This is a genomic window from Isoptericola maris, assembly GCF_048065335.1.
Classification (GTDB): Bacteria; Actinomycetota; Actinomycetes; order Actinomycetales; family Cellulomonadaceae; genus Isoptericola; species Isoptericola rhizosphaerae.
On record NZ_JBLUNY010000001.1, the window covers coordinates 144775 to 165263 of the forward strand.

A 20489-nucleotide genomic window follows, 5' to 3' on the forward strand; every position below is an offset into this window, starting at 1 on the left:
CGGACGCTCTGTCGGAGGGGGAGGCTAGGATCGATTCGATCCCCGACGACTGCGAGGTCTGCTGTGCCCGAACCCGCCCGACAGGCGACCCTGACCGGGTCGCGGCTCCGCCGCGGCACCGCGCTGGTCTGGCGCGGCATGCGGAGCGAACCGCGGCTGTACGTGCTGGCCGTGCTCGCCTCGGCCGTGTTCGGAGCCGCGACCGTAGCGGTGAGCCGCGCGGTGGGCTGGGCGACCGATGCCGTGGTCGTCCCGGCGATCTCCGGTGACCCGGCGGCGCGGGGTGACATCTGGCTCGCCGGCGGCGTGCTGGCGGCCGTCGCGCTGACGCTGGCGCTGTCGGTGGCCGGTCGGCGCATCTGGGCGGGCTGGGGCGTGGCCGGCATCCAGGCGGACCATCGCCGTGGCGTCACCCGGCAGTACCTGCGCCTGCCCATGTCGTGGCACCGGTCGCACCCCACCGGGCAGCTGCTGAGCAACGCGAGCGCCGACGTCGAGGCGGCGACCGGCGTGTTCAACCCGATCCCCTTCGCCTTGGGCGTGGTGGTGATGATCGCGGTCGCGACCGTGATGCTCTTCACCATCGACCCGTGGCTGGCCACGGCTGCGCTCGTCGTGATCCCGGCGGCCATCGCGGCGAACCTCGTCTTCCAGCGGTACATGTCGCCCGCCGTCACGCGCGCCCAGCAGCTGCGTGCCGAGGTTGCCGACGTCGCCCACGAGTCCTTCGAGGCGGCCCTGCTGGTCAAGTCCATGGGGTCGGCGGACCGTGAGGAGAGCCGCTTCGCGCAGCGGACCGACGCGCTGCGGGCCGCCAACGTCCGGGCCGGCCAGATCCGCGCGGTCTTCGACCCGGTGATCGAGCTGCTGCCGAACCTCGGCACGCTGCTCGTGCTGGGAGTCGGCACCTGGCGCGCCGCCAGCGGAGCCGTCGACGTCGGCGAGGTCGTCACCGCCAGCTACCTGCTGACGATGATGGCAGTGCCGGTTCGCGCGTTCGGCTGGGTGCTCGGCGAGATCCCGCGCGCGCTGGTCGGGTACGAACGGATCAGCCGGGTGCTGGACGCCCGCGGCACGATGTCCGCGGGCAGCGGCACGCTGCCCGTCGGAGAGGCTGGCCTGGCCGTCCGCCTGGAGGACGTCGGCGTCGACGTCCCCTCGGCGGGTCGCACCGTGACGCTCCTCGACGCCGTGAACCTCGACGTGGCGCCCGGCGCGACCGTCGCCGTCGTCGGCTCCACCGGCGCCGGCAAGACGACGCTCGTCTCGCTCCTGAGCCGCCTGAGCGACCCCACCCGCGGCCGGGTCCTCCTGGACGGCACGGACCTGCGTGACCTCGCCGAGGGCGAGATCCCGGCGCAGGTGGCGTACGTGGCGCAGCAGACCTTCGTGTTCGAGGACACCGTGCGCTCGAACGTCACGCTCGCCGACGAGGTCTCCGATGAGGTCGACGAACGGGTCTGGGAGGCACTGCGCCTGGCTCGGCTCGACGACGTGGTCCGCGCCCTGCCCGACGGCCTGGACGCGCCGCTCGGCGAGCGGGGTGCCAACCTCTCCGGCGGGCAGCGGCAGCGCCTGGCCATCGCCCGCGCCCTCGTACGGCGACCTCGCCTGCTCGTGCTCGACGACGCCACCAGCGCCGTCGACCCGCGCGTCGAGCAGCAGATCCTCGCGGGGCTCACCACCAGGACCGCCAGCGGTGCACGGTCGGTCACGGTGGTGATGGTGGCCTACCGGATGAGCTCGGTGACGATGTCCGACGTCGTCGTGCACGTCGACGGCGGGAGGATCGTGGACGTGGGCAGCCATGACGAGCTGATCGCCCGCGACGACGGATACCGCGAGCTCGCGACGGCCTACGAGCGGGAGAGCGCACGGCGCGAGCGCGAGCTCGTCGACGAGCGGGCTGCGGGCGTGGACGTCCACGAGCCGTGGGAGGACGACGAGAAGGAGGCCGTGCGATGAGCGACTCACGGATCGCGTCGAGCAGCGACCTCGGTGTACTCGCGACCCTGCGCCGCGGGGTGCAGATCTCGCCGCAGATCGTGCAGGGCCTGTGGCTCACGCTCGCGCTCGCGGTGCTGGCGGCCGCCGGGCGCGTGGTCGTCCCCCTGGCGGTGCAGCGCACCGTCGACGACGGCATCCTCGCCGACGGCGGTCCGGACGCGAGCCGCGTGCTGCTGATGTCGGCCGCCGCCGCGGGTGCCATCGTCCTGGCCGGGCTGTGCACCGCGGTGGTCAACGTCCGCTTGTTCCGGGCCACGGAGTCCGGCCTCGCGACCCTGCGGGTGCGCGCCTTCCGGCACGTGCACGACCTGTCCACCCTCTCCCAGGGATCCGAACGCCGCGGCGCGCTGGTCTCGCGCGTGACCAACGACGTCGACACCATCTCCATGTTCGTGCAGTGGGGCGGGATCATGCTCATGGTCTCCACGCTGCAGCTCGCGGTGGCGACCGTGCTGATGGCCGTCTACTCACCCGTCCTGACGGTGGTCGTGTGGGTGTGCTTCGTCCCGCTGTTCCTGGTCATCCGCTTCGCCCAGAAGGCGGTGGGCCGCCGGTTCACGCTGGTCCGCGAGAAGGTCGGTGCTCTGCTCGGGGCCGTCTCGGAGGCCGTGGTCGGCGCCGAGACGGTGCGGGCCTACGGGGTGGCGGCCCGCACGGGTCGACGCATCGACGGTGCGGTCGAGGCCGCGCGACGTGCCCAGGGGCGCGCGATGACGCTGGTGGGGATGGTCTTCTCCTCCGGGACGTTCCTCGCCAACCTGGTCCTCTCGGTGGTCGTGGTGGTCGGTTCCTACCTCGGCATCGGCGGGGGCCTGACGGCGGGCGAGCTGATCGCCTTCCTGTTCCTGGTCCAGCTGTTCACCGGTCCGGTCCAGATGGCCACCGAGATCCTCAACGAGCTGCAGAACGCGGTGGCCGGGTGGCGTCGCGTCCTGGCCGTCGTCGAGACCCCGCTCGACGTCACCGACGCGGCGGACGACGGCGCCGACGACGAGGTCAGCCCGCGCGGGGACGCGCAGGTCACGCTGCGCGGCATCCGGTACCGGTACCCGGACGGTCCCGAGGTGCTGCACGGCGTGGACCTCGAGCTGCCGGTCCGCACCAAGGTCGCCGTCGTGGGCCAGACCGGCTCGGGCAAGACGACGATCGCCAAGCTCGTCGCACGCCTCATGGATCCCACCGAGGGCCGGGTCGAGCTGGACGGGACGGACCTGCGCGAGATCCCGCTGGCACGGCTGCGCGAGCGGGTCGTGCTCGTGCCCCAGGAGGGGTTCCTCTTCGACGGGACCGTCCTGACCAACGCGGCCTACGGTCTGCGCGAGCTGCCCGCCGACCCGGAGTCGCCCGAGGTGCGGGCGCGGGTCGCGGCGGCGTTCGACGCGCTGGGGCTGGCCGACTGGGTCGCCGACCTGGCCGACGGACTGGACACCGACGTGGGCCAGCGCGGCGAGGACCTCTCGGCCGGCGAGCGCCAGCTCGTCGCGGTCGCACGGGCCTATCTCGCCGCGCCGGACCTCCTCGTCCTGGACGAGGCGACCTCCGCCGTCGACCCCGCCACGGAGGTGCGGATCGCCCGGGCGCTGGACGCGCTGACGTCCGGGCGCTCCACGATCACGATCGCGCACCGGTTGTCGACGGCGGAGGCGAGCGACCTCGTGGTCGTGGTCGACGACGGTCACGTCGTCGAGGTCGGCCCGCACGCCGAGCTCGCGGCGGCCGGCGGCGTCTATGCGCGGATGCACGCGAGCTGGGTCGCCCAGACCCGCTGAGACGCACCGCGGGCACGACCGCACGCGTGGAAGGATGGCACCGTGCTGAACCAGACCACGCTCGAGCCTACCGTCGCCGACCGTCTCAAGAGGGACGACCACGGCCTGGTCGCCGCGATCGTCCAGCAGCACGACACCGGCGAGGTGCTGATGCTCGGCTGGATGGACGACGAGGCGCTCCGCCGCACCCTGTCCGAAGGGCGGGTGACGTTCTGGAGCCGCTCCCGCGCGGAGTACTGGCGCAAGGGCGACACGTCGGGTCACTTCCAGCACGTCCGGTCCGTCGCGATCGACTGCGACGGCGACGCCCTGCTCGTGCGTGTCGACCAGGTGGGCGCCGCGTGCCACACCGGCGCGCGCACCTGCTTCGAGGCCGGCGGCGAGCTGCCCGCTGTCGTCGGCTCCCGACCCGACGAGCCCCGCTCAGACGAACGCACCGACGACGACGAGGAGAACCGGTGACCACGCCCTCCACCACCACGCCCGCACCAGGACGAGCCGCCGCCCCGACGGCCGACGAGCTCGTCTGGGGTGCCACGTGGCCGGGCCTGGAGACGTTCCGCGACCTCGCCCGCGACCGGCGGGTGATCCCGGTGGTGCGGCGTGTCCTGGCCGACGACGTCACGCCGGTCGGGCTCTACCGCACCCTCGCGCAGGGACGGCCGGGGACGTTCGTGCTCGAGTCCGCCGAGGCGGGCGGGGCCTGGGCGCGTTGGTCCTTCGTCGGTGTCGAGTCGCGCGCCACGCTGCTGTCCGACGGCGGCCGGGCGCTCTGGCGGGGGGACGTCCCGGCGGGCGTCCCACGCGAGGGTGACGTGCTCGACGTCCTCGGTGCGGCACTCGAGGCGCTGCGCACCGAGCCGATCGACGGCCTGCCGCCCCTCACGGGCGGGTTCGTCGGGGCGATGGGCTGGGACATCGTGCGGCACTGGGAGCCGACCCTGCCCGCGACGGCGCCCGACGAGCTCGACGTGCCGGAGGTCGCGATGTCGCTGGCCACGGCCATGGTCGCGATCGACCACCACTCGGGCGCGGTGTGGCTCGTGGCCAACGCCATCAACGGCGACGGCACGGACGAGCGGGTGGACGAGGCGCACGCGGACGCCGTCGAGCGGCTCGACGCCCTGGCGCGCCGGCTGGCAGCCTCGGCCCCCCCGGTGCGCACCGTGGTGGCGCCGGACGTCGCCGAGCCCGAGCTCGAGTTCCGGTCGACGCGCGAGGAGTTCGAGGACGCCGTCCGCGCGGGCCAGGAGGCGATCCGTGACGGCGAGGTCTTCCAGGTGGTGCTCTCCCAGCGCCTCGACCTCGACTGCCCGGCCGCCCCGCTGGACGTCTACCGGGCGCTGCGCACGATCAACCCGAGCCCGTACATGTACTACTTCCAGCTCCGCGACCACCGGGACCGCGACTTCGCCGTGGTGGGCTCGAGCCCGGAGACGCTCGTCAAGGTCGACGCGGAGCACGTGACCACCTACCCCATCGCGGGGTCGCGGCCGCGCGGTGCGACCGTCGAGGAGGACGTCGCCCTCGCCGACGAGCTGATCGCCGACCCCAAGGAACGGGCCGAGCACCTCATGCTGGTCGACCTGTCCCGCAACGACCTGGTCAAGGTCTGCGAGCCGACGTCGGTCGAGGTGGTGGAGTTCATGTCCACCCGCCGCTTCAGCCACATCATGCACCTGTGCTCCACGGTGGTGGGCCGGCTCAGGCCGGGGGCGAGCGCGCTCGACACGTTGCGGGCGACCTTCCCGGCCGGCACCCTGTCCGGTGCGCCGAAGCCGCGGGCGATCGCCCTGATCGACGAGCTGGAGCCCGCCTCGCGCGGGATCTACGGCGGGACGTGCGGCTACCTGGACTTCGGCGGCAACATGGACATGGCCATCGCCATCCGGACCGCCTTCCTGCGGGACGGGCGCGCCTCGGTGCAGGCCGGCGGCGGGATCGTCGCGGACTCCGTGCCCGCGCTGGAGTACGCCGAGTCCCGGAACAAGGCGGAAGCGGCGGTCCGGGCCGTCCAGCTCGCCGCGCGGTTCGCCGACCTGGGGGGCGCATGAGTCTCGCGATCCGCTCGAGGTCTCGCGCCGTCGTGGTCCTGCTGGCGCTCGGCGGGGCGGCCTTCGCGGTGTCCGCACCGGTGTGGTTGCGCACCACGGTCGCGACGGCGCTCGAACCCGAGGTCGTGGTCGAGGTGGCCGGCACGACGGCGGCTCCGGCGGTGAGCGCGGCCGCGTTCGTCGTCCTGGCCGGCGCCCTCGCGTCGACGCTGGCGGGGCGGGTGGCGCGATGGGTCGCGCTCGCGGCGGTCGGCCTGGCGGGTGTGACGGTCGTGGTCGGTGCGGCAGCCGTGCTCCGGGACGTGCGGGCGCCGGCGGTGTCGGCCGCCGCGGACGCCGCGGGTGTGACGACGCTCACCTCGCCCGTCGAGGTGACGCCGTGGCCGTGGTCGGCGCTGGTGGTCGGTGGTGCGGTCGTGGTCGCGGCCGCGCTCGCCGCGCTGGGCACGTCCTCGTGGTCAGGCGGCGGCAGCCGGCACGAGCGGCCCCCGGCCGGCCGGGGGGTCGCCGCAGGGCCGGTGGACGGGGGTCCCGACGCGCAGGCCGACTGGGACGCCCTCTCGCGGGGCACCGACCCGTCCGCCGACCGGTAGTCTGACCCTCAGCACCACGCGACGAAAGGTATGCCCGCCCATGACCGACAACAGCCCCGCCGAGCCGATGTACCTGCCGACGGCGGTCCCGCCCACCAACCACGGCCACACCGTCGCGGCCTGGACCGCCATGATCGGCATCATCGCCGGTGCGCTCGTGTCGGCGGTCGGTTGCCTGCCGGGCGTGCCCTTCCTGCTGTTCTGGGCCGGCCTCGTGATCGTCGCGGCCTCCTGCGTGGCCGGGGTGGTCCTGCGCAACATGGGTTACGGCCAGGCCAAGGACGGCGTCGAGCCGAGGCGCGCACCGACGTCGCACTGAAGCGTCCCGCCCGCGCGAGGAGCAGCTGGGACGGCGCCCGTATCTCGACCGGAGGTGCGGGCGCCGTCGTGTCCGAGCCTGCGGCGCCGACGTCACGGAGCCATAACGATGTGGGTGGGGCCGCGGGGTGAACCGCGTGGGCGTGGTGGCGTGCCCGTCTCGTACCTCGGGCGGTGGTCGGCCTGCGGGTGTGGCGGGCCTACCATGGCAGCAACACGACCGAGGGAGGGGAGAGCATGACTGTCCTGGAGGACATCGTCGCGGGTGCCCGCGAGGATCTTGCCGTGCGGCAGGCCCGTACCTCGCTCGACGAGCTCAAGGAACGCGCCGCCAAGGTGCCGGGTGCCCTCGAGTGCTGCAGCCGGCTGCTGTCCGAGGACAAGGTCGCCGTCATCGCCGAGGTGAAGCGTTCGAGCCCGAGCAAGGGTGCTCTCGCTGACATCTCCGACCCGGCCGCGCTGGCGGTCGAGTACGCGGCGGGCGGCGCCAGCGTCATCTCGGTGCTGACCGAGCAGCGGCGTTTCGGCGGCAGCCTCGCCGACCTCGACGCGGTGCGGGCACGGGTCGACGTGCCGGTGCTGCGCAAGGACTTCGTGGTGACTCCGTACCAGGTGTGGGAGGCACGGGCGCACGGCGCCGACGTCGTCCTGCTCATCGTCGCAGCGCTTGAGCAGACGGTCCTGACGTCGCTCGTGGAGCGCGTGCACTCGCTCGGCATGACGGCACTCGTCGAGGCGCACACCGAGGACGAGGTGCGGCGTGCGCTGGACGCCGGCGCCCGCGTCGTGGGCGTCAACGCCCGGGACCTCAAGACGCTCGAGGTCGACCGGGACACGTTCGCGCGGCTGGCCCCGCTGATCCCCGACGACGTGGTCCGCATCGCGGAGTCCGGCGTGCGGGGTCCGCACGACGTCATGGACTATGCCCGTGCAGGAGCGCACGCCGTGCTCGTCGGCGAGGCCCTCGTCACCGACGGTGAGCCGCGCCGCTCGGTCGCCGACCTCGTGGCGGCGGGGCAGCACCCTGCGCTCTGGTCGGTACGGCCCGCAGCACAGCCTTGAGCCGTGGCCCGAGCCGCTGTACCGATCTGACACCCCGACGCCACGAAGGAGCGCCTGTGCCTGAGCAGCCCGAGCAGCCCGTGCGAGACGCGCTGACCGAGACACTGGCCCATCAGGTCACCGAGAAGCTCGCCGACGTCCAGGGCCCGTACTTCGGGCAGTTCGGCGGCAGGTACGTCCCCGAGGCGCTGATCGCCGCGCTCGACGAGCTGGAGACGGAGTTCCGCAAGGCTCAGGGGGACCCGGGGTTCGCCGCCGAGCTGTCCCAGCTGCACCGCGACTACACCGGGCGCCCGTCGCCGCTGACCGAGGTACCGCGGTTCGCGGCGCACGTCGCCGGGCCGGACGCCGACGGGGAAGCACCTGTGCGGGTGTTCCTCAAGCGCGAGGACCTCAACCACACCGGCTCCCACAAGATCAACAACGTGCTCGGGCAGGCGCTGCTCGTCAAGCGCATGGGCAAGTCGCGGGTCATCGCGGAGACGGGGGCCGGCCAGCACGGTGTCGCCACCGCGACGGCGGCCGCGCTCCTCGGCCTCGAGTGCGTCGTCTACATGGGCGAGGAGGACACGCGGCGCCAGGCGCTCAACGTCGCGCGCATGGAGCTCCTCGGTGCGACCGTCGTCCCCGTGACGATCGGGACGCGCACCCTGAAGGACGCCATCAACGAGGCGCTGCGGGACTGGGTCACCAACGTGGACCACACCCACTACCTGCTCGGCACCGTGACGGGACCGCACCCGTTCCCGGAGATGGTCCGCGAGTTCCACCGGATCATCGGCGAGGAGGCGCGCGAGCAGGTCCTCGAGCGCGTCGGCCGCCTGCCCGACGTCGTCGCGGCGTGCGTGGGCGGCGGCTCGAACGCCCTCGGCCTGTTCAACGCGTTCCTGGACGACGACGGCGTGGCGCTCTACGGGTTCGAGGCCGGGGGAGAGGGCATCGAGTCCGGCCGCCATGCGGCGCGGTTCTCCGGTGGCGCCCCCGGAGTGCTGCACGGCGCGCGGTCCTACCTGCTCCAGGACGACGACGGGCAGACCCGCCCGAGCCACTCCATCTCGGCAGGGTTGGACTACCCGAGCGTCGGGCCCGCGCACTCGTGGCTGCACGACATCGGCCGCGCCACGTACGAGCCGGTGACGGACGCGGAGGCGATGGAGGCCTTCCAGCTCCTGTGCCGCACGGAGGGGATCATCCCGGCGATCGAGTCGGCGCACGCTCTGGCGGGCGCCCTGCGGGTCGGCCGTCGGCTCGCCGAGGCGGGCAGGTCGGACCAGGTGCTGCTCGTCAACCTCTCGGGCCGGGGCGACAAGGACGTGGCCACCGCTGCCCGATGGTTCGGGCTGCTGGAAGACGACGCGGCGGAGGGCGACCAGTGAGCATCGTGACGACATCGAGGACCGCAACGAGGCTGGACGAGCTCGCCGACGCGGGGCGCGGCGCCCTCGTCGGCTACCTTCCGGTCGGGTTCCCGGACGTCGCCCGTTCCGTCGAGGCGGTCACGACGATGGTCGACGCCGGGGTGGACGTCGTGGAGATCGGCGTGCCGTACACGGACCCGGTGATGGACGGGCCGGTCATCCAGCGGGCCGCCGAGGCTGCGCTGGCCGGCGGCGCCCGGCTGCGCGACGTGCTCACGGTCGTCGAGGCCGTCGCCGAGCACTCGGGCGGCAGCGTGCCGACGCTGGTGATGTCGTACTACAACCCCGTGCTGCGGTACGGGGTCGAGGCCTTCGCCCGGGACCTCGCCGCGGCGGGCGGTGCCGGGATGATCACCCCGGACCTCATCCCGGACGAGGCTGCGGAGTGGGTCGAGGCCGCCGACGCCCACGAGCTGGACAAGGTCTACCTGGTCGCACCGAGCTCGACGCCCGAGCGGCTGCGCCTGACGGCAGGGGCGTCCCGCGGCTTCGTCTACGCGGCCTCCACGATGGGTGTCACGGGCACACGGGAGTCCGTCGGGCAGCGTGCCGAGGAGCTGGTGGCCGCGACCCGGGCCGCCGGCGCCCGCCACGTGTGCGTGGGGCTCGGCGTCTCGACGGGCGACCAGTCGGCCGAGGTCGGCCGGTACGCCGACGGCGTCATCGTCGGCTCGGCCCTGGTCCGCACCCTGCTGACCGACGAGCCGTGGGCAGACCGTCTCGACGCCCTCGGTAAGGTGACCGGCGAGCTCGCGGCCGGAGTCGCGCGCGCCCGCACCACCGAAGGAGCCTCGTGACCGTCATCGGCCAGCTCGCGGCCTCGATCCCGAGCCCGGACCAGCACACGTGGCATCTCGGGCCCGTGCCGATCCGGGCGTACGCGCTGGCGATCCTCGCGGGCATCGTCGTCGCGGCCTGGCTGACCATGCGCCGGTGGAAGGCCCGCGGCGGCGACCCGGACGACGTCCTGGAGATCGCCTTCTGGGCCGTCCCGTTCGGGATCGTCGGCGGGCGGCTCTACCACGTGTTCTCCACGCCCGACCCGTACTGGGGAGAGAACGGCGACCCGGTCAGCGCGCTGTACATCTGGGAGGGCGGGCTCGGCATCTGGGGGGCCGTCGCGCTCGGCGCCGTCGGCGCCTGGATCGGCTGCCGGCGGCTGGGTGTGCGGCTGTCGACCTTCGCCGACGCCCTCGCGCCGGGCCTGCTGATCGCCCAGGCGATCGGACGCCTCGGCAACTGGTTCAACCAGGAGCTCTTCGGCGCGCCGACGGAGCTGCCCTGGGGGCTCGAGATCGACGTGGCCTATCTGCCCGTCGATCCGGCCACCGGTCTGCAGTACGCCGAGGGAACTCTGTTCCATCCCACGTTCCTGTACGAGATGCTGTGGAACCTGGCGGCCGCCGCTCTTCTCATCTGGCTCGACCGCCGGTACAGGCTCGGTCATGGGAGGGTATTCTGGGCTTACGTCGCGATCTACACCCTGGGAAGGGTGTGGATCGAGATGCTCCGCATCGACACCGCCGAGGTGGTGCTCGGGATGCGGCTGAACGTCTGGACCTCGCTCGTCGTGGGCCTCGGTGCCCTCGTCGCGTTCGTCGTCGTCGGCCGGTTGCATCCCGGTCGCGAGGACGGTGTCTCGCTGCCGGGCTCCTCCGAGGACCCGGCCGCACACGAGACCGACGGTGACCTCGGAGGCACGGCCGAGGCCGCTGCCGACGAGGACACCGACACGACCGACACGGAAGCGTCGGCCGCCGGACCTGACCAGGGTCCGGCACCGCGCGCCTGAGGCAGCGCCGACCGGGTCACCCACCCGGGGAGCGTCGCCTGGCATGTCCGACGGGCCGACGACGTCCCGAACACCTTTGAAGCAGACGCGCCCGCGTGCGGGCGCACAGGAGGACGGTGTTGATGACCACGCCGCAGCACTGGGTCGCGCCACCCGAGGCGCAGGGCCTTTACGACCCCGCGACGGAGCACGACGCGTGCGGTGTCGCGTTCGTCGCGACCCTGCGCGGGACGCCGGGACGCGACATCGTCGACGCCGGCCTCACCGCGTTGCTCAACCTCGACCACCGCGGTGCGGTGGGCGCCGAGGAGAACAGCGGTGACGGAGCCGGGATCCTCACCCAGATCCCCGACGCCTTCGTCCGGGACGTCGTGGCCGTCGAGCTGCCGCCGGCCGGCCGCTACGCCATCGGCATGGCGTTCCTTCCGCAGGACCAGGCGGAGGCGGACGCCGTCGCGCGCCGCTTCGAGGCCATCGCCGTCGAGGAGAAGCTCGACGTGCTCGCCTGGCGCGACGTGCCCGTGACCGCGGACCTCGTGGGACCGACCGCCCGGGCGTCGATGCCGACCTTCCGTCAGGTCCTCGTCGCCGACCCTGCGCGCGAGCTGGCCGGGATCGAGCTGGACCGGCGGGCGTACCGGTTGCGCAAGCGGTCCGAGAACGAGCTGGGCCTGTTCCTGGCGTCGCTGTCCGCTCGCACCGTGACGTACAAGGGCATGCTGACCACGTCGCAGCTCGAGCCCTTCTTCCCCGACCTCTCCGACCCGCGGTACGCGTCCGAGATCGCGCTGGTCCACTCCCGCTTCTCCACGAACACGTTCCCCTCGTGGCCGTTGGCCCAGCCGTTCCGCATGATCGCGCACAACGGTGAGATCAACACCGTGCGCGGCAACCGGAACTGGATGGCGGCGCGGGAGGGCACCCTCGCCAGCGAGGCCCTCGGCGACCTGAAGCCGCTCCTGCCGGTCTGCACTCCCGGTGCCAGCGACTCGGCCAGCTTCGACGAGGTCCTCGAGCTGCTGCACCTGTCCGGCCGCTCGCTGCCGCACTCCGTGCTGATGATGATCCCGGAGGCGTGGGAGAACCACGCGGAGATGGACCCGGCGCGCCGGGCGTTCTACCAGTACCACGCCAACCTCATCGAGCCGTGGGACGGACCGGCCTGCCTGACGTTCACCGACGGCACGCTGATCGGGGCGGTGCTCGACCGCAACGGGCTGCGTCCGGGCCGCTACTGGGTCACCGAGGACGGCCTGGTGGTGCTCGGCTCGGAGGCCGGTGTGCTGGACATCGACCCGGCGACGGTCGTCCGCAAGGGCCGGCTCGAGCCCGGCCGCATGTTCCTGGTCGACACCGACCAGGGCAGGATCGTCGAGGACGACGAGGTCAAGTCCCAGCTGGCCGCGCAGCGGCCCTACGCCCAGTGGGTGGCCGAGCACACGATCACACTGGACTCGCTGCCCGAGCGCGAGCACGTCGCTCACTCGCCCGCCTCGGTGCAGCGTCGCCAGCGTGCCTTCGGCTACACGGCCGAGGAGCTGAAGATCATCCTGACGCCGATGGCCGGCACGGGCACCGAACCGTTGGGCGCCATGGGGTCGGACACCCCCGTGGCCGTGCTCTCGAAGCGCCCGCGCCTGCTGTTCGACTACTTCACCCAGATGTTCGCCCAGGTGACCAACCCGCCGCTGGACTCCATCCGGGAGGAGCTGGTCACGGCGATCGACTCCACCATCGGGCCGGAGCCCAATCTGCTGGACGGCTCGTCGGTGCACGCCCGCAAGCTCGACCTGCCGTTCCCGGTGCTGGACAACGACGAGCTGGCCAAGATCGTCCGGATCGACCGCGACCCCCGCCTGGAGGGTGAGTTCCGGGCAGCCATCGTGCGTGGCCTCTACGAGGTCTCCGGCGGCGGCGCGGCACTCCAGGCGCGGCTCGACGAGATCTTCGCGGAGATCGACGCCCAGATCGAAGCCGGGGTGACGCACGTGGTGCTGTCCGACCGCGACTCGGACGCCGAGCGGGCACCGATCCCGTCCCTGCTGCTCACCAGCGCCGTGCACCACCACCTGCTGCGCCGGCACACCCGGACCCGGATCTCGCTGGTCGTGGAGGCGGGCGACGTGCGAGAGGTCCACCACGTCGCGCTGCTCATCGGCTACGGGGCGGCCGCGGTCAACCCCTACCTCGCCATGGAGACTGTCGAGGACCTCGCCCTGCGCGGCTATCTCGACGTGGGCCCGGAGCAGGCCGTGCGCAACCTCATCAGGGCGCTGGGCAAGGGCGTGCTCAAGGTCATGTCCAAGATGGGCATCTCGACGATCATGTCGTACCGCGGCGCGCAGGTCTTCGAGGCCATCGGACTGTCCCAGGAGCTCGTCGACGACTACTTCACCGGCACCACGAGCCGGCTGGGCGGGATCGGCCTCGACGTGATCGCCGCGGAGACCGCGGCTCGCCACACCGAGGCCTACCCGGCGTCCGGGAACCACACGCCGCACGAACGTCTCACCACGGGCGGCGAGTACCAGTGGCGCCGTGACGGCGAGGAGCACCTGTTCGACCCCGAGACGGTGTTCCGGCTGCAGCACGCCACCCGCACCGGCCGCATGGAGATCTTCCGGAAGTACACCCGGCGGGTCGACGAGCAGTCCGAGCGCCTGATGACCCTGCGTGGTCTGCTCCGCTTCGACCCGGACCGCGAACCGATCCCTCTCGACGAGGTCGAGCCGGTCAGCGAGATCGTCAAGCGGTTCAACACGGGTGCGATGTCGTACGGCGCGATCTCCCAGGAGATGCACGAGACGCTCGCGGTCGCGATGAACGAGCTCGAGGGCCGGTCGAACTCGGGCGAGGGTGGCGAGGACTCCGAGCGCCTCTACGACCCGCGCCGCCGGTCGCGCGTGAAGCAGATCGCCTCGGGCCGCTTCGGCGTGACGAGCGAGTACCTCACGCAGGCCGACGACATCCAGCTCAAGCTCGCGCAGGGCGCCAAGCCCGGCGAGGGCGGGCAGCTGCCGGGACCCAAGGTCTACCCGTGGGTGGCCCGGACACGGCACTCCACGCCCGGGGTCGGGCTGATCTCGCCCCCGCCGCACCACGACATCTACTCCATCGAGGACCTCGCCCAGCTGATCCACGACGCGAAGAACGCGAACCCCAGCGCGCGGGTCCACGTCAAGCTCGTCTCGGAGTTCGGCGTGGGCACGGTCGCGACGGGCGTGTCCAAGGCGCACGCCGACGTCGTCCTCATCTCGGGGCACGACGGCGGCACGGGCGCCAGCCCGCTGACCTCGCTCAAGCACGCGGGCACCCCGTGGGAGATCGGTCTCGCCGAGACCCAGCAGACGCTGGTGCTCAACAACCTGCGCGACCGGATCACCGTGCAGGTCGACGGTCAGATGAAGACCGGCCGTGACGTCGTCGTCGCCGCGCTGCTCGGCGCCGAGGAGTTCGGCTTCGCCACCGCGCCGATGGTGGTCTCGGGCTGCATCATGATGCGCGTGTGCCACCTGGACACCTGTCCGGTCGGCGTGGCCACGCAGAACCCGGAGCTGCGTCGCCGGTTCACCGGGAAACCCGAGTTCGTCGTCAACTTCTTCGAGTTCATCGCGACCGAGGTGCGTGAGCACCTCGCCTCGCTGGGCTACCGGTCCGTCGAGGAGGCGGTCGGTCAGGTCCAGACGCTCGACACGCGCAAGGCGGTCGACCACTGGAAGGCCTCGGGTCTCGACCTGGCTCCGGTGCTGGAGCGCGTCGAGCACCCGGCAGGGTCGGCCCTGCACCGCACCCGCGAGCAGGACCACGGCCTCGACAGGGCGCTGGACCGGCAGCTCATCGCGCAGGCACGGGCCGCGCTGGAGGACGCCCAGCCGGTCCGCATCGAGGTCCCGGTGCGCAACGTCAACCGGACGGTCGGCACGATGCTCGGCCACGAGGTCACCAAGCGGTACCGCGGTGAGGGACTGCCCGACGACACGATCGACGTGACCCTGACGGGCTCCGCGGGGCAGTCGTTCGGTGCGTTCGTCCCGCGCGGGGTGACGCTGCGGCTCTTCGGCGACGCCAACGACTACGTCGGCAAGGGTCTCTCCGGCGGACGGATCGTGGTGCGGCCCGACCGTGCGGCCGTGCTCGACGGGGCGGCGAACGTCATCGCCGGCAACGTGATCGGCTACGGCGCGACGAGCGGCGAGGTGCTGCTCCGAGGCCGGGTCGGCGAGCGGTTCGGCGTCCGCAACTCCGGCGCGACCCTGGTCGTCGAGGGTGTGGGCGACCATGGTTGCGAGTACATGACCGGCGGAGAGGTCGTGGTGCTCGGCCCGACCGGCCGCAACTTCGGCGCGGGGATGTCCGGGGGTGTGGCCTACGTGCTGAACCTGCGTGACGTCGCGATGAACCCGGCGGCGGTCGCGGCCGGCGAGCTGGTCGTCGGGCCGCTCGAGGACGACGACTGGGCGCGGGTGCAGGAGCTGCTGGCGAAGCATCACGAGGAGACCGGCTCGCCCGTCGCGGCCGAGCTGCTCGCGGACGAGGCCACGCGCGGACGCTTCTCGCGGGTCCTCCCGCCCGCCTGGGCGAACGTCCGCACCGCGTTGGCCGAGGCGGAGTCCGCCGGGACGCCGCTGGGCGAGGGCGACGACTTCGACCCCTCCCTCTGGGAGCACATCATGGAGGTGGCACGTGGCTGACCCGCGCGGATTCCTGAAGGTTCGAGAGCGTGAGCTCCCGCCGAACCGCCCTGTCGAGGTACGCCTGCGTGACTGGAAGGACGTGCACGAGCACCGGAAGGAAGGTGAGCCGCTCCTCGGTGGTCGGTTGTCCGAGCAGGCCGGCCGCTGCATGGACTGCGGCATACCGTTCTGCCACCAGGGGTGCCCGCTCGGAAACCTGATCCCCGAGTGGAACGACCTCGTGCGGCAGGACCAGTGGGCGGACGCGATCGAGCGGCTGCACGCCACGAACAACTTCCCGGAGTTCACGGGGCGCGTGTGCCCCGCTCCGTGCGAGACGAGCTGTGTGCTGGGCATCAACCAGCCGGCCGTGACCATCAAGAACATCGAGGTCTCGATCATCGACGAGGCCTTCGAGCGCGGGCTGGTGCACCCCCAGGTGCCTCAGCGGCTCACCGGTTCGACGGTCGCCGTCGTGGGCTCCGGCCCCGCCGGTCTGGCCGTCGCGCAGCAGCTGACCCGTGCCGGACACACCGTCGTCGTCTACGAGCGCGACGACGCGATCGGCGGCCTGCTCCGCTACGGCATCCCCGACTTCAAGCTCGAGAAGACGCACATCGACCGTCGGCTCGCCCAGATGGAGGCGGAGGGCACCCGGTTCCGCGCCGGTGTGGAGATCGGCAGGGACATCACGTGGGACGCCTTGCGTCGCCGCTTCGACGCGATCGTGGTGGCGACGGGCGCCACCGTGCCCCGCGAGCTGACGGTCCCGGGCAACGACCTGGCCGGGGTGCACCCGGCCATGGAGCTCCTCACGCCGTCGAACAAGGCCGTGGCAGGCCGGCCCGTCGAGGACGCACCCGACGCGCAGGGCAAGCACGTCGTCGTCATCGGCGGCGGCGACACCGGTTCGGACTGCGTCGGCACGTCGCTGCGGCAGGGTGCGGCAAGCGTGACGACGCTCGCGATCGGCAAGAAGCCGTCGACCGAGCGCCCGCCGCACCAGCCGTGGCCCACCGACCCGATCGTCTTCGAGGTCTCGACCTCGTACGAGGAGGGCGGTGAGCGGACGTTCCTCGCCTCGACCGTGAAGTTCCTCGGCGACGAGGACGGTGCGGTCCGGGCGCTGAGGGTCGCGGAGACGGAGTACCTGGCCGACGGACGTCGCGTGCCGAAGCCCGGCACCGAGCGCGACATCCCGGCTGACCTGGTCCTCGTCGCGATGGGCTTCACCGGTCCGGAGACGGACCTGCTGGTCGAGCAGACCGGCATCGAGACCACGAGCCGCGGCCTGGTGCGCCGCGGTGACGACTACGCGACCACACTGCCGGGCGTCTTCGTGGCCGGCGACGCCGGCCGCGGACAGTCGCTCATCGTGTGGGCGATCGCCGAGGGGCGGGCGGCCGCGGCCGCCGTGGACACGTTCCTCCAGGGGAGCACCGAGCTGCCGGCCCCGGTGGGCCCGCGCACCGTTGCCCTGAGAGAATGAGCACGAACCCGGGCGTCGTGTGGCGTCCGGGACGGCCCCGGTCGGTACCGGGGCAGTACGACGACGAGGCTGGAGACATGCGCAGAGCGAAGATCGTGTGCACCATCGGACCCGCGACAGCATCCCCGGAGAAGCTCCGGGAGCTGGTGGACGCGGGTATGGACGTGGCCCGGATCAACCGGAGCCACGGCGAGCAGTCGGAGCACGAGGCCGTCTATCACGGTGTGCGCGCGGCGGCGAAGGACGCGGGGCGCAACGTCGCCGTCCTGGTCGACCTGCAAGGCCCCAAGATCCGGCTGGGCCGGTTCGGTGGCGACGAGAAGCACTTCCTGAACGAGGGCGACACGCTCACCATCACGACCGAGGACGTCGTGGGCACCCGGGAGCTGGTCTCCACCACGCACAAGGGGCTCCCGCAGGACGCCCGGGTGGGCGACCCGATCCTCATCGACGACGGCAAGGTGCGCGTGCGCGTCACCGCGGTGGAGGGCCCTCGAGTGGTCACCACGGTCGAGGTGCCGGGTCCGGTGTCGAACAACAAGGGGCTCAACCTGCCCGGCGTCGCGGTCTCGGTCCCGGCCCTGAGCGAGAAGGACACCGACGACCTGCGGTGGGCGCTGCACATGGGTGCGGACATCATCGCGCTGTCGTTCGTGCGCAACGCCGCGGACTACGAGGACGTCCGCAAGATCATGGACGCCGAGGGACGCGTGGTCCCGGTGGTCGCGAAGATCGAGAAGCCGCAGGCGGTGGACAACCTCGAGGAGGTCATCGCGGCGTTCGACGGCTTCATGGTGGCCCGCGGTGACCTGGCGGTCGAGATGCCGCTGGAGCAGGTACCGCTGGTCCAGAAGCGCATCGTGGAGCTGGCACGCCAGAACGCGAAGCCGGTCATCGTGGCGACGCAGGTGCTGGAGTCGATGACCACGAGCCCGCGCCCGACGCGTGCCGAGGCATCCGACTGCGCCAACGCCGTGCTGGACGGCGCCGACGCGGTCATGCTCTCGGGCGAGACGTCCGTGGGCGACTACCCGATCCTCACGGTGCAGACGATGGCCTCGATCATCGAGGCCACCGAGGAGATGGGGCGCGAGCGCATCGCCCCGCTCGGCTCCGCGCCGCACACCCGGGGCGGGATCATCACGCGCGCTGCCGCGGAGATCGGCAACTCGCTGGGGGTCAAGTACCTGGTGACGTTCACGCAGTCCGGTGACTCGGCCAAGCGGATGTCGCGCCTGCGCTCGGGCATCCCGCTGCTGGCCTTCACCCCCGAGGAGTCGGTGCGCAACGTCCTGGCGCTGACCTGGGGCACGACCACGTACGCGGTGCCGGAGGTGGGTTCGGTGGACGCGATGGTCGGTCAGGTGGACCAGACGCTGCAGGCCAACGGTCTGGCCGAGGTGGGCGACCGCGTCGTCATCGTCTCGGGTGCACCGGTGGGCGTGCCGGGAACGACGAACTCGATCCTCGTGCACAAGGTGGGTACCCACGGTGACGGTGGCGCCGTCGCCGAGTGACCCCACGGCTGTGACCAACGGCACCGGGAGACCGGTGCCGTGAGGACGACGAGAGCCCGGACCGCTCCTGCGGTCCGGGCTCTCGTGCTGCGTGCCCCGAGCGGGATTCGAACCCGCACTGGATCGGGTTTGAGCCGATTGCCTCTGCCGGTTGGGCTACCGGGGCGCGGTCGGCAGCGGCCTTATCGAACCACACGGGCACGCCCGGTGCCCAACCGGCCGCGACCGGGTAGGGTGCGCACGGTCACACCGCGGTGGGTGTGGTGAAAGCACACGGCTGGTGCTCGCGGGGTCTACGATGGTCCCTGTGACCGACGAGAAGCTGCCGCTCGACCTGCCCCCGCTGATCGACGCCGAGCCGGAGGCGTCGCCTCCCGAGCCCCCGGCGAAGCCTTCGCGGCGAGCCGTCGTCGCCGAGGACGAGGCGCTGATCCGCATGGACGTCGTCGAGACGCTGCGCGAGGCTGGCTTCGACGTCGTCGGTGAGGCCGGGGACGGCGAGACGGCTGTCAACCTGGCCACCGAGCTCAAGCCCGACGTCGTCGTCATGGACGTCAAGATGCCGGAGCTGGACGGAATCTCCGCGGCCGAGCGGATCGGCAAGGCGCACGCCGCCCCCGTCGTGCTGCTCACCGCGTTCTCCCAGACGGAGCTCGTCGAGCGCGCCCGCGACGCCGGCGCGATGGCCTACGTGGTCAAGCCGTTCACGCCGGCGGATCTGCTGCCCGCGGTGGAGATCGCGATCTCCCGCTACCAGCAGATCGGCGCGCTGGAGTCCGAGGTGGCGGACCTCCAGGAGCGTTTCGAGACCCGCAAGCGTGTGGACCGCGCCAAAGGCCTGCTCATGACGAAGATGGGCCTGAGCGAGCCGGAGTCGTTCCGCTGGATCCAGAAGACCTCCATGGACCGCCGCCTGACCATGCGCGAGGTCGCGGACGCGGTCATCGACCAGGTGGGCGCCTGAGACACGTTGTGCGACTCCCTGGTGACGGCTATGGTCACCAGGGAGTCGTGATCTTTTCGTGACCTTTGCGCAGCGAGGGGAACGTACGAAGTGTCGGAGGGAGTGTCGATGCGTGCAGCGGTCGCAGTTCGGCCCGCGACGGAGGACGATCTGCTGGAGGTCGCCGAGCTGGCGGCGAGCGTCGCCCCGGACGGTACGACCACAGCCGCCGCCGACCCCGGCCGGCTGTGCGAGCACCTCAGCGTCCTCCTGGCCGCCGGGGGAGAGGTGCTGGTGGCGGTCGAGGACGACGCCGTCGTGGGGTTCCTCCTGGTCCGTGTGCTCGGCCCGCGCTTCTACGCGCTGACGCCGAGCCTGTACATCGACGCTATCCTCGTCGCCCCCCGGACCCGGCGGCACGGTGTCGGTCGGTCGCTGCTCGTCGCGGCCCTCGACCTGGCCGCCCGCGCCGGCGCCGAGAACATCTACTGCGCGCCCGCGCCCGGTGCCCGGGAGATGCACAGGTTCCTCGCCCGTCTCGGGTTCGCCCCGGCGGCCGGCCACCGTGTCGTCGCGGTGCCGGTCCTGGAGCGCCGCCTGGCCCAGGGAGCGTCGCCGGGCGCGACCGTCGTGCGTCGCCGTGACGGCGGCCGCCGGCGCCGGGACGCGACGCGCGCGGCCATCGAGGACCTGGTGGCCAGGCGCCGACGCGCCCGCGAGGCGGGACTTCCCACCGGTCCCGTGGACCTGCGCGCCTTCCAGGTCGAGCACGCCGCGGCCGAGGCCGCCCGCCAGGCCGGACCGGCCGCCGAGCAGGCGTCCCACGTCTCCTGACGGGTCGCCCGCCGCGGCAC

15 protein-coding genes and 1 tRNA gene are annotated in these 20489 nt (G+C 72.4%); 15 read left to right on the forward strand and 1 reads right to left on the reverse strand.

Features of this window, described 5'->3' with window-relative positions; all coding sequences use genetic code 11:
* Positions 1–138: 138 nt before the first annotated feature.
* From ACH5HR_RS00720 to pyk, 13 genes are all read left to right on the forward strand, one after another.
* On the forward strand, positions 139–1965 hold the full coding sequence (locus tag ACH5HR_RS00720) for an ABC transporter ATP-binding protein (protein ID WP_416476396.1): 1827 nt from the start codon (positions 139–141) through the stop codon (positions 1963–1965).
* Positions 1962–3776, forward strand: a complete 1815-nt coding sequence (locus ACH5HR_RS00725; RefSeq protein ID WP_416475706.1) for an ABC transporter ATP-binding protein — start codon at positions 1962–1964, stop codon at positions 3774–3776. Before ACH5HR_RS00720 ends, ACH5HR_RS00725 begins: the two co-directional genes overlap by 4 nt.
* A gap of 42 nt (positions 3777–3818) precedes the next feature.
* The gene (gene hisI, locus ACH5HR_RS00730) at positions 3819–4238 is read left to right on the forward strand and encodes a phosphoribosyl-AMP cyclohydrolase (protein ID WP_402372002.1); all 420 of its coding nucleotides are present in this window, start codon (positions 3819–3821) and stop codon (positions 4236–4238) included.
* Complete coding sequence (locus tag ACH5HR_RS00735; protein ID WP_416475708.1) at positions 4235–5830, forward strand: anthranilate synthase component I; 1596 nt, start codon at positions 4235–4237, stop codon at positions 5828–5830. Before hisI ends, ACH5HR_RS00735 begins: the two co-directional genes overlap by 4 nt.
* Entirely contained in the window at positions 5827–6423 is a 597-nt protein-coding gene (locus ACH5HR_RS00740) for a Trp biosynthesis-associated membrane protein (protein WP_416475710.1), read from the forward strand. The genes ACH5HR_RS00735 and ACH5HR_RS00740 overlap by 4 nt, the downstream gene beginning before the upstream one ends.
* Before the next feature lie 40 nt (positions 6424–6463).
* On the forward strand, positions 6464–6742 hold the full coding sequence (locus ACH5HR_RS00745) for an HGxxPAAW family protein (protein ID WP_416475711.1): 279 nt from the start codon (positions 6464–6466) through the stop codon (positions 6740–6742).
* A gap of 236 nt (positions 6743–6978) precedes the next feature.
* Positions 6979–7803 carry an indole-3-glycerol phosphate synthase TrpC gene (gene trpC / locus ACH5HR_RS00750; protein ID WP_402371994.1) on the forward strand — a complete coding sequence of 275 codons (825 nt, stop codon included), beginning with the start codon at positions 6979–6981 and terminating at the stop codon, positions 7801–7803.
* A gap of 80 nt (positions 7804–7883) precedes the next feature.
* Positions 7884–9179 (forward strand): tryptophan synthase subunit beta, encoded by a 1296-nt coding sequence (gene trpB, locus ACH5HR_RS00755; protein ID WP_402372096.1) that lies wholly within the window; start codon positions 7884–7886, stop codon positions 9177–9179.
* Positions 9134–10018, forward strand: a complete 885-nt coding sequence (gene trpA / locus ACH5HR_RS00760; protein ID WP_402371993.1) for a tryptophan synthase subunit alpha — start codon at positions 9134–9136, stop codon at positions 10016–10018. The genes trpB and trpA overlap by 46 nt, the downstream gene beginning before the upstream one ends.
* A 5-nt stretch (positions 10019–10023) precedes the next feature.
* Positions 10024–11013 (forward strand): prolipoprotein diacylglyceryl transferase, encoded by a 990-nt coding sequence (gene lgt / locus ACH5HR_RS00765; protein ID WP_402372095.1) that lies wholly within the window; start codon positions 10024–10026, stop codon positions 11011–11013.
* 122 nt (positions 11014–11135) lie between these two features.
* On the forward strand, positions 11136–15704 hold the full coding sequence (gene gltB / locus ACH5HR_RS00770) for a glutamate synthase large subunit (RefSeq protein WP_402371992.1): 4569 nt from the start codon (positions 11136–11138) through the stop codon (positions 15702–15704).
* A complete protein-coding gene (locus tag ACH5HR_RS00775) occupies positions 15697–17175 on the forward strand; it encodes a glutamate synthase subunit beta (RefSeq protein WP_402371991.1) in 1479 nt (492 codons plus the stop codon). The genes gltB and ACH5HR_RS00775 overlap by 8 nt, the downstream gene beginning before the upstream one ends.
* A gap of 77 nt (positions 17176–17252) precedes the next feature.
* Positions 17253–18692, forward strand: a complete 1440-nt coding sequence (pyk, locus tag ACH5HR_RS00780; protein ID WP_416476398.1) for a pyruvate kinase — start codon at positions 17253–17255, stop codon at positions 18690–18692.
* A gap of 92 nt (positions 18693–18784) precedes the next feature.
* Here pyk and ACH5HR_RS00785 read toward each other — a convergent pair.
* Positions 18785–18858: transfer RNA gene (locus ACH5HR_RS00785), tRNA-Leu, on the reverse strand.
* 132 nt (positions 18859–18990) lie between these two features.
* Here ACH5HR_RS00785 and ACH5HR_RS00790 point away from each other — a divergent pair.
* Both ACH5HR_RS00790 and ACH5HR_RS00795 read left to right on the forward strand, forming a co-directional pair.
* Complete coding sequence (locus tag ACH5HR_RS00790) at positions 18991–19656, forward strand: ANTAR domain-containing response regulator (RefSeq protein WP_402371990.1); 666 nt, start codon at positions 18991–18993, stop codon at positions 19654–19656.
* Between the two features lie 108 nt (positions 19657–19764).
* Complete coding sequence (locus tag ACH5HR_RS00795) at positions 19765–20469, forward strand: GNAT family N-acetyltransferase (RefSeq protein WP_402371989.1); 705 nt, start codon at positions 19765–19767, stop codon at positions 20467–20469.
* The last annotated feature ends 20 nt before the right edge of the window (positions 20470–20489 follow it).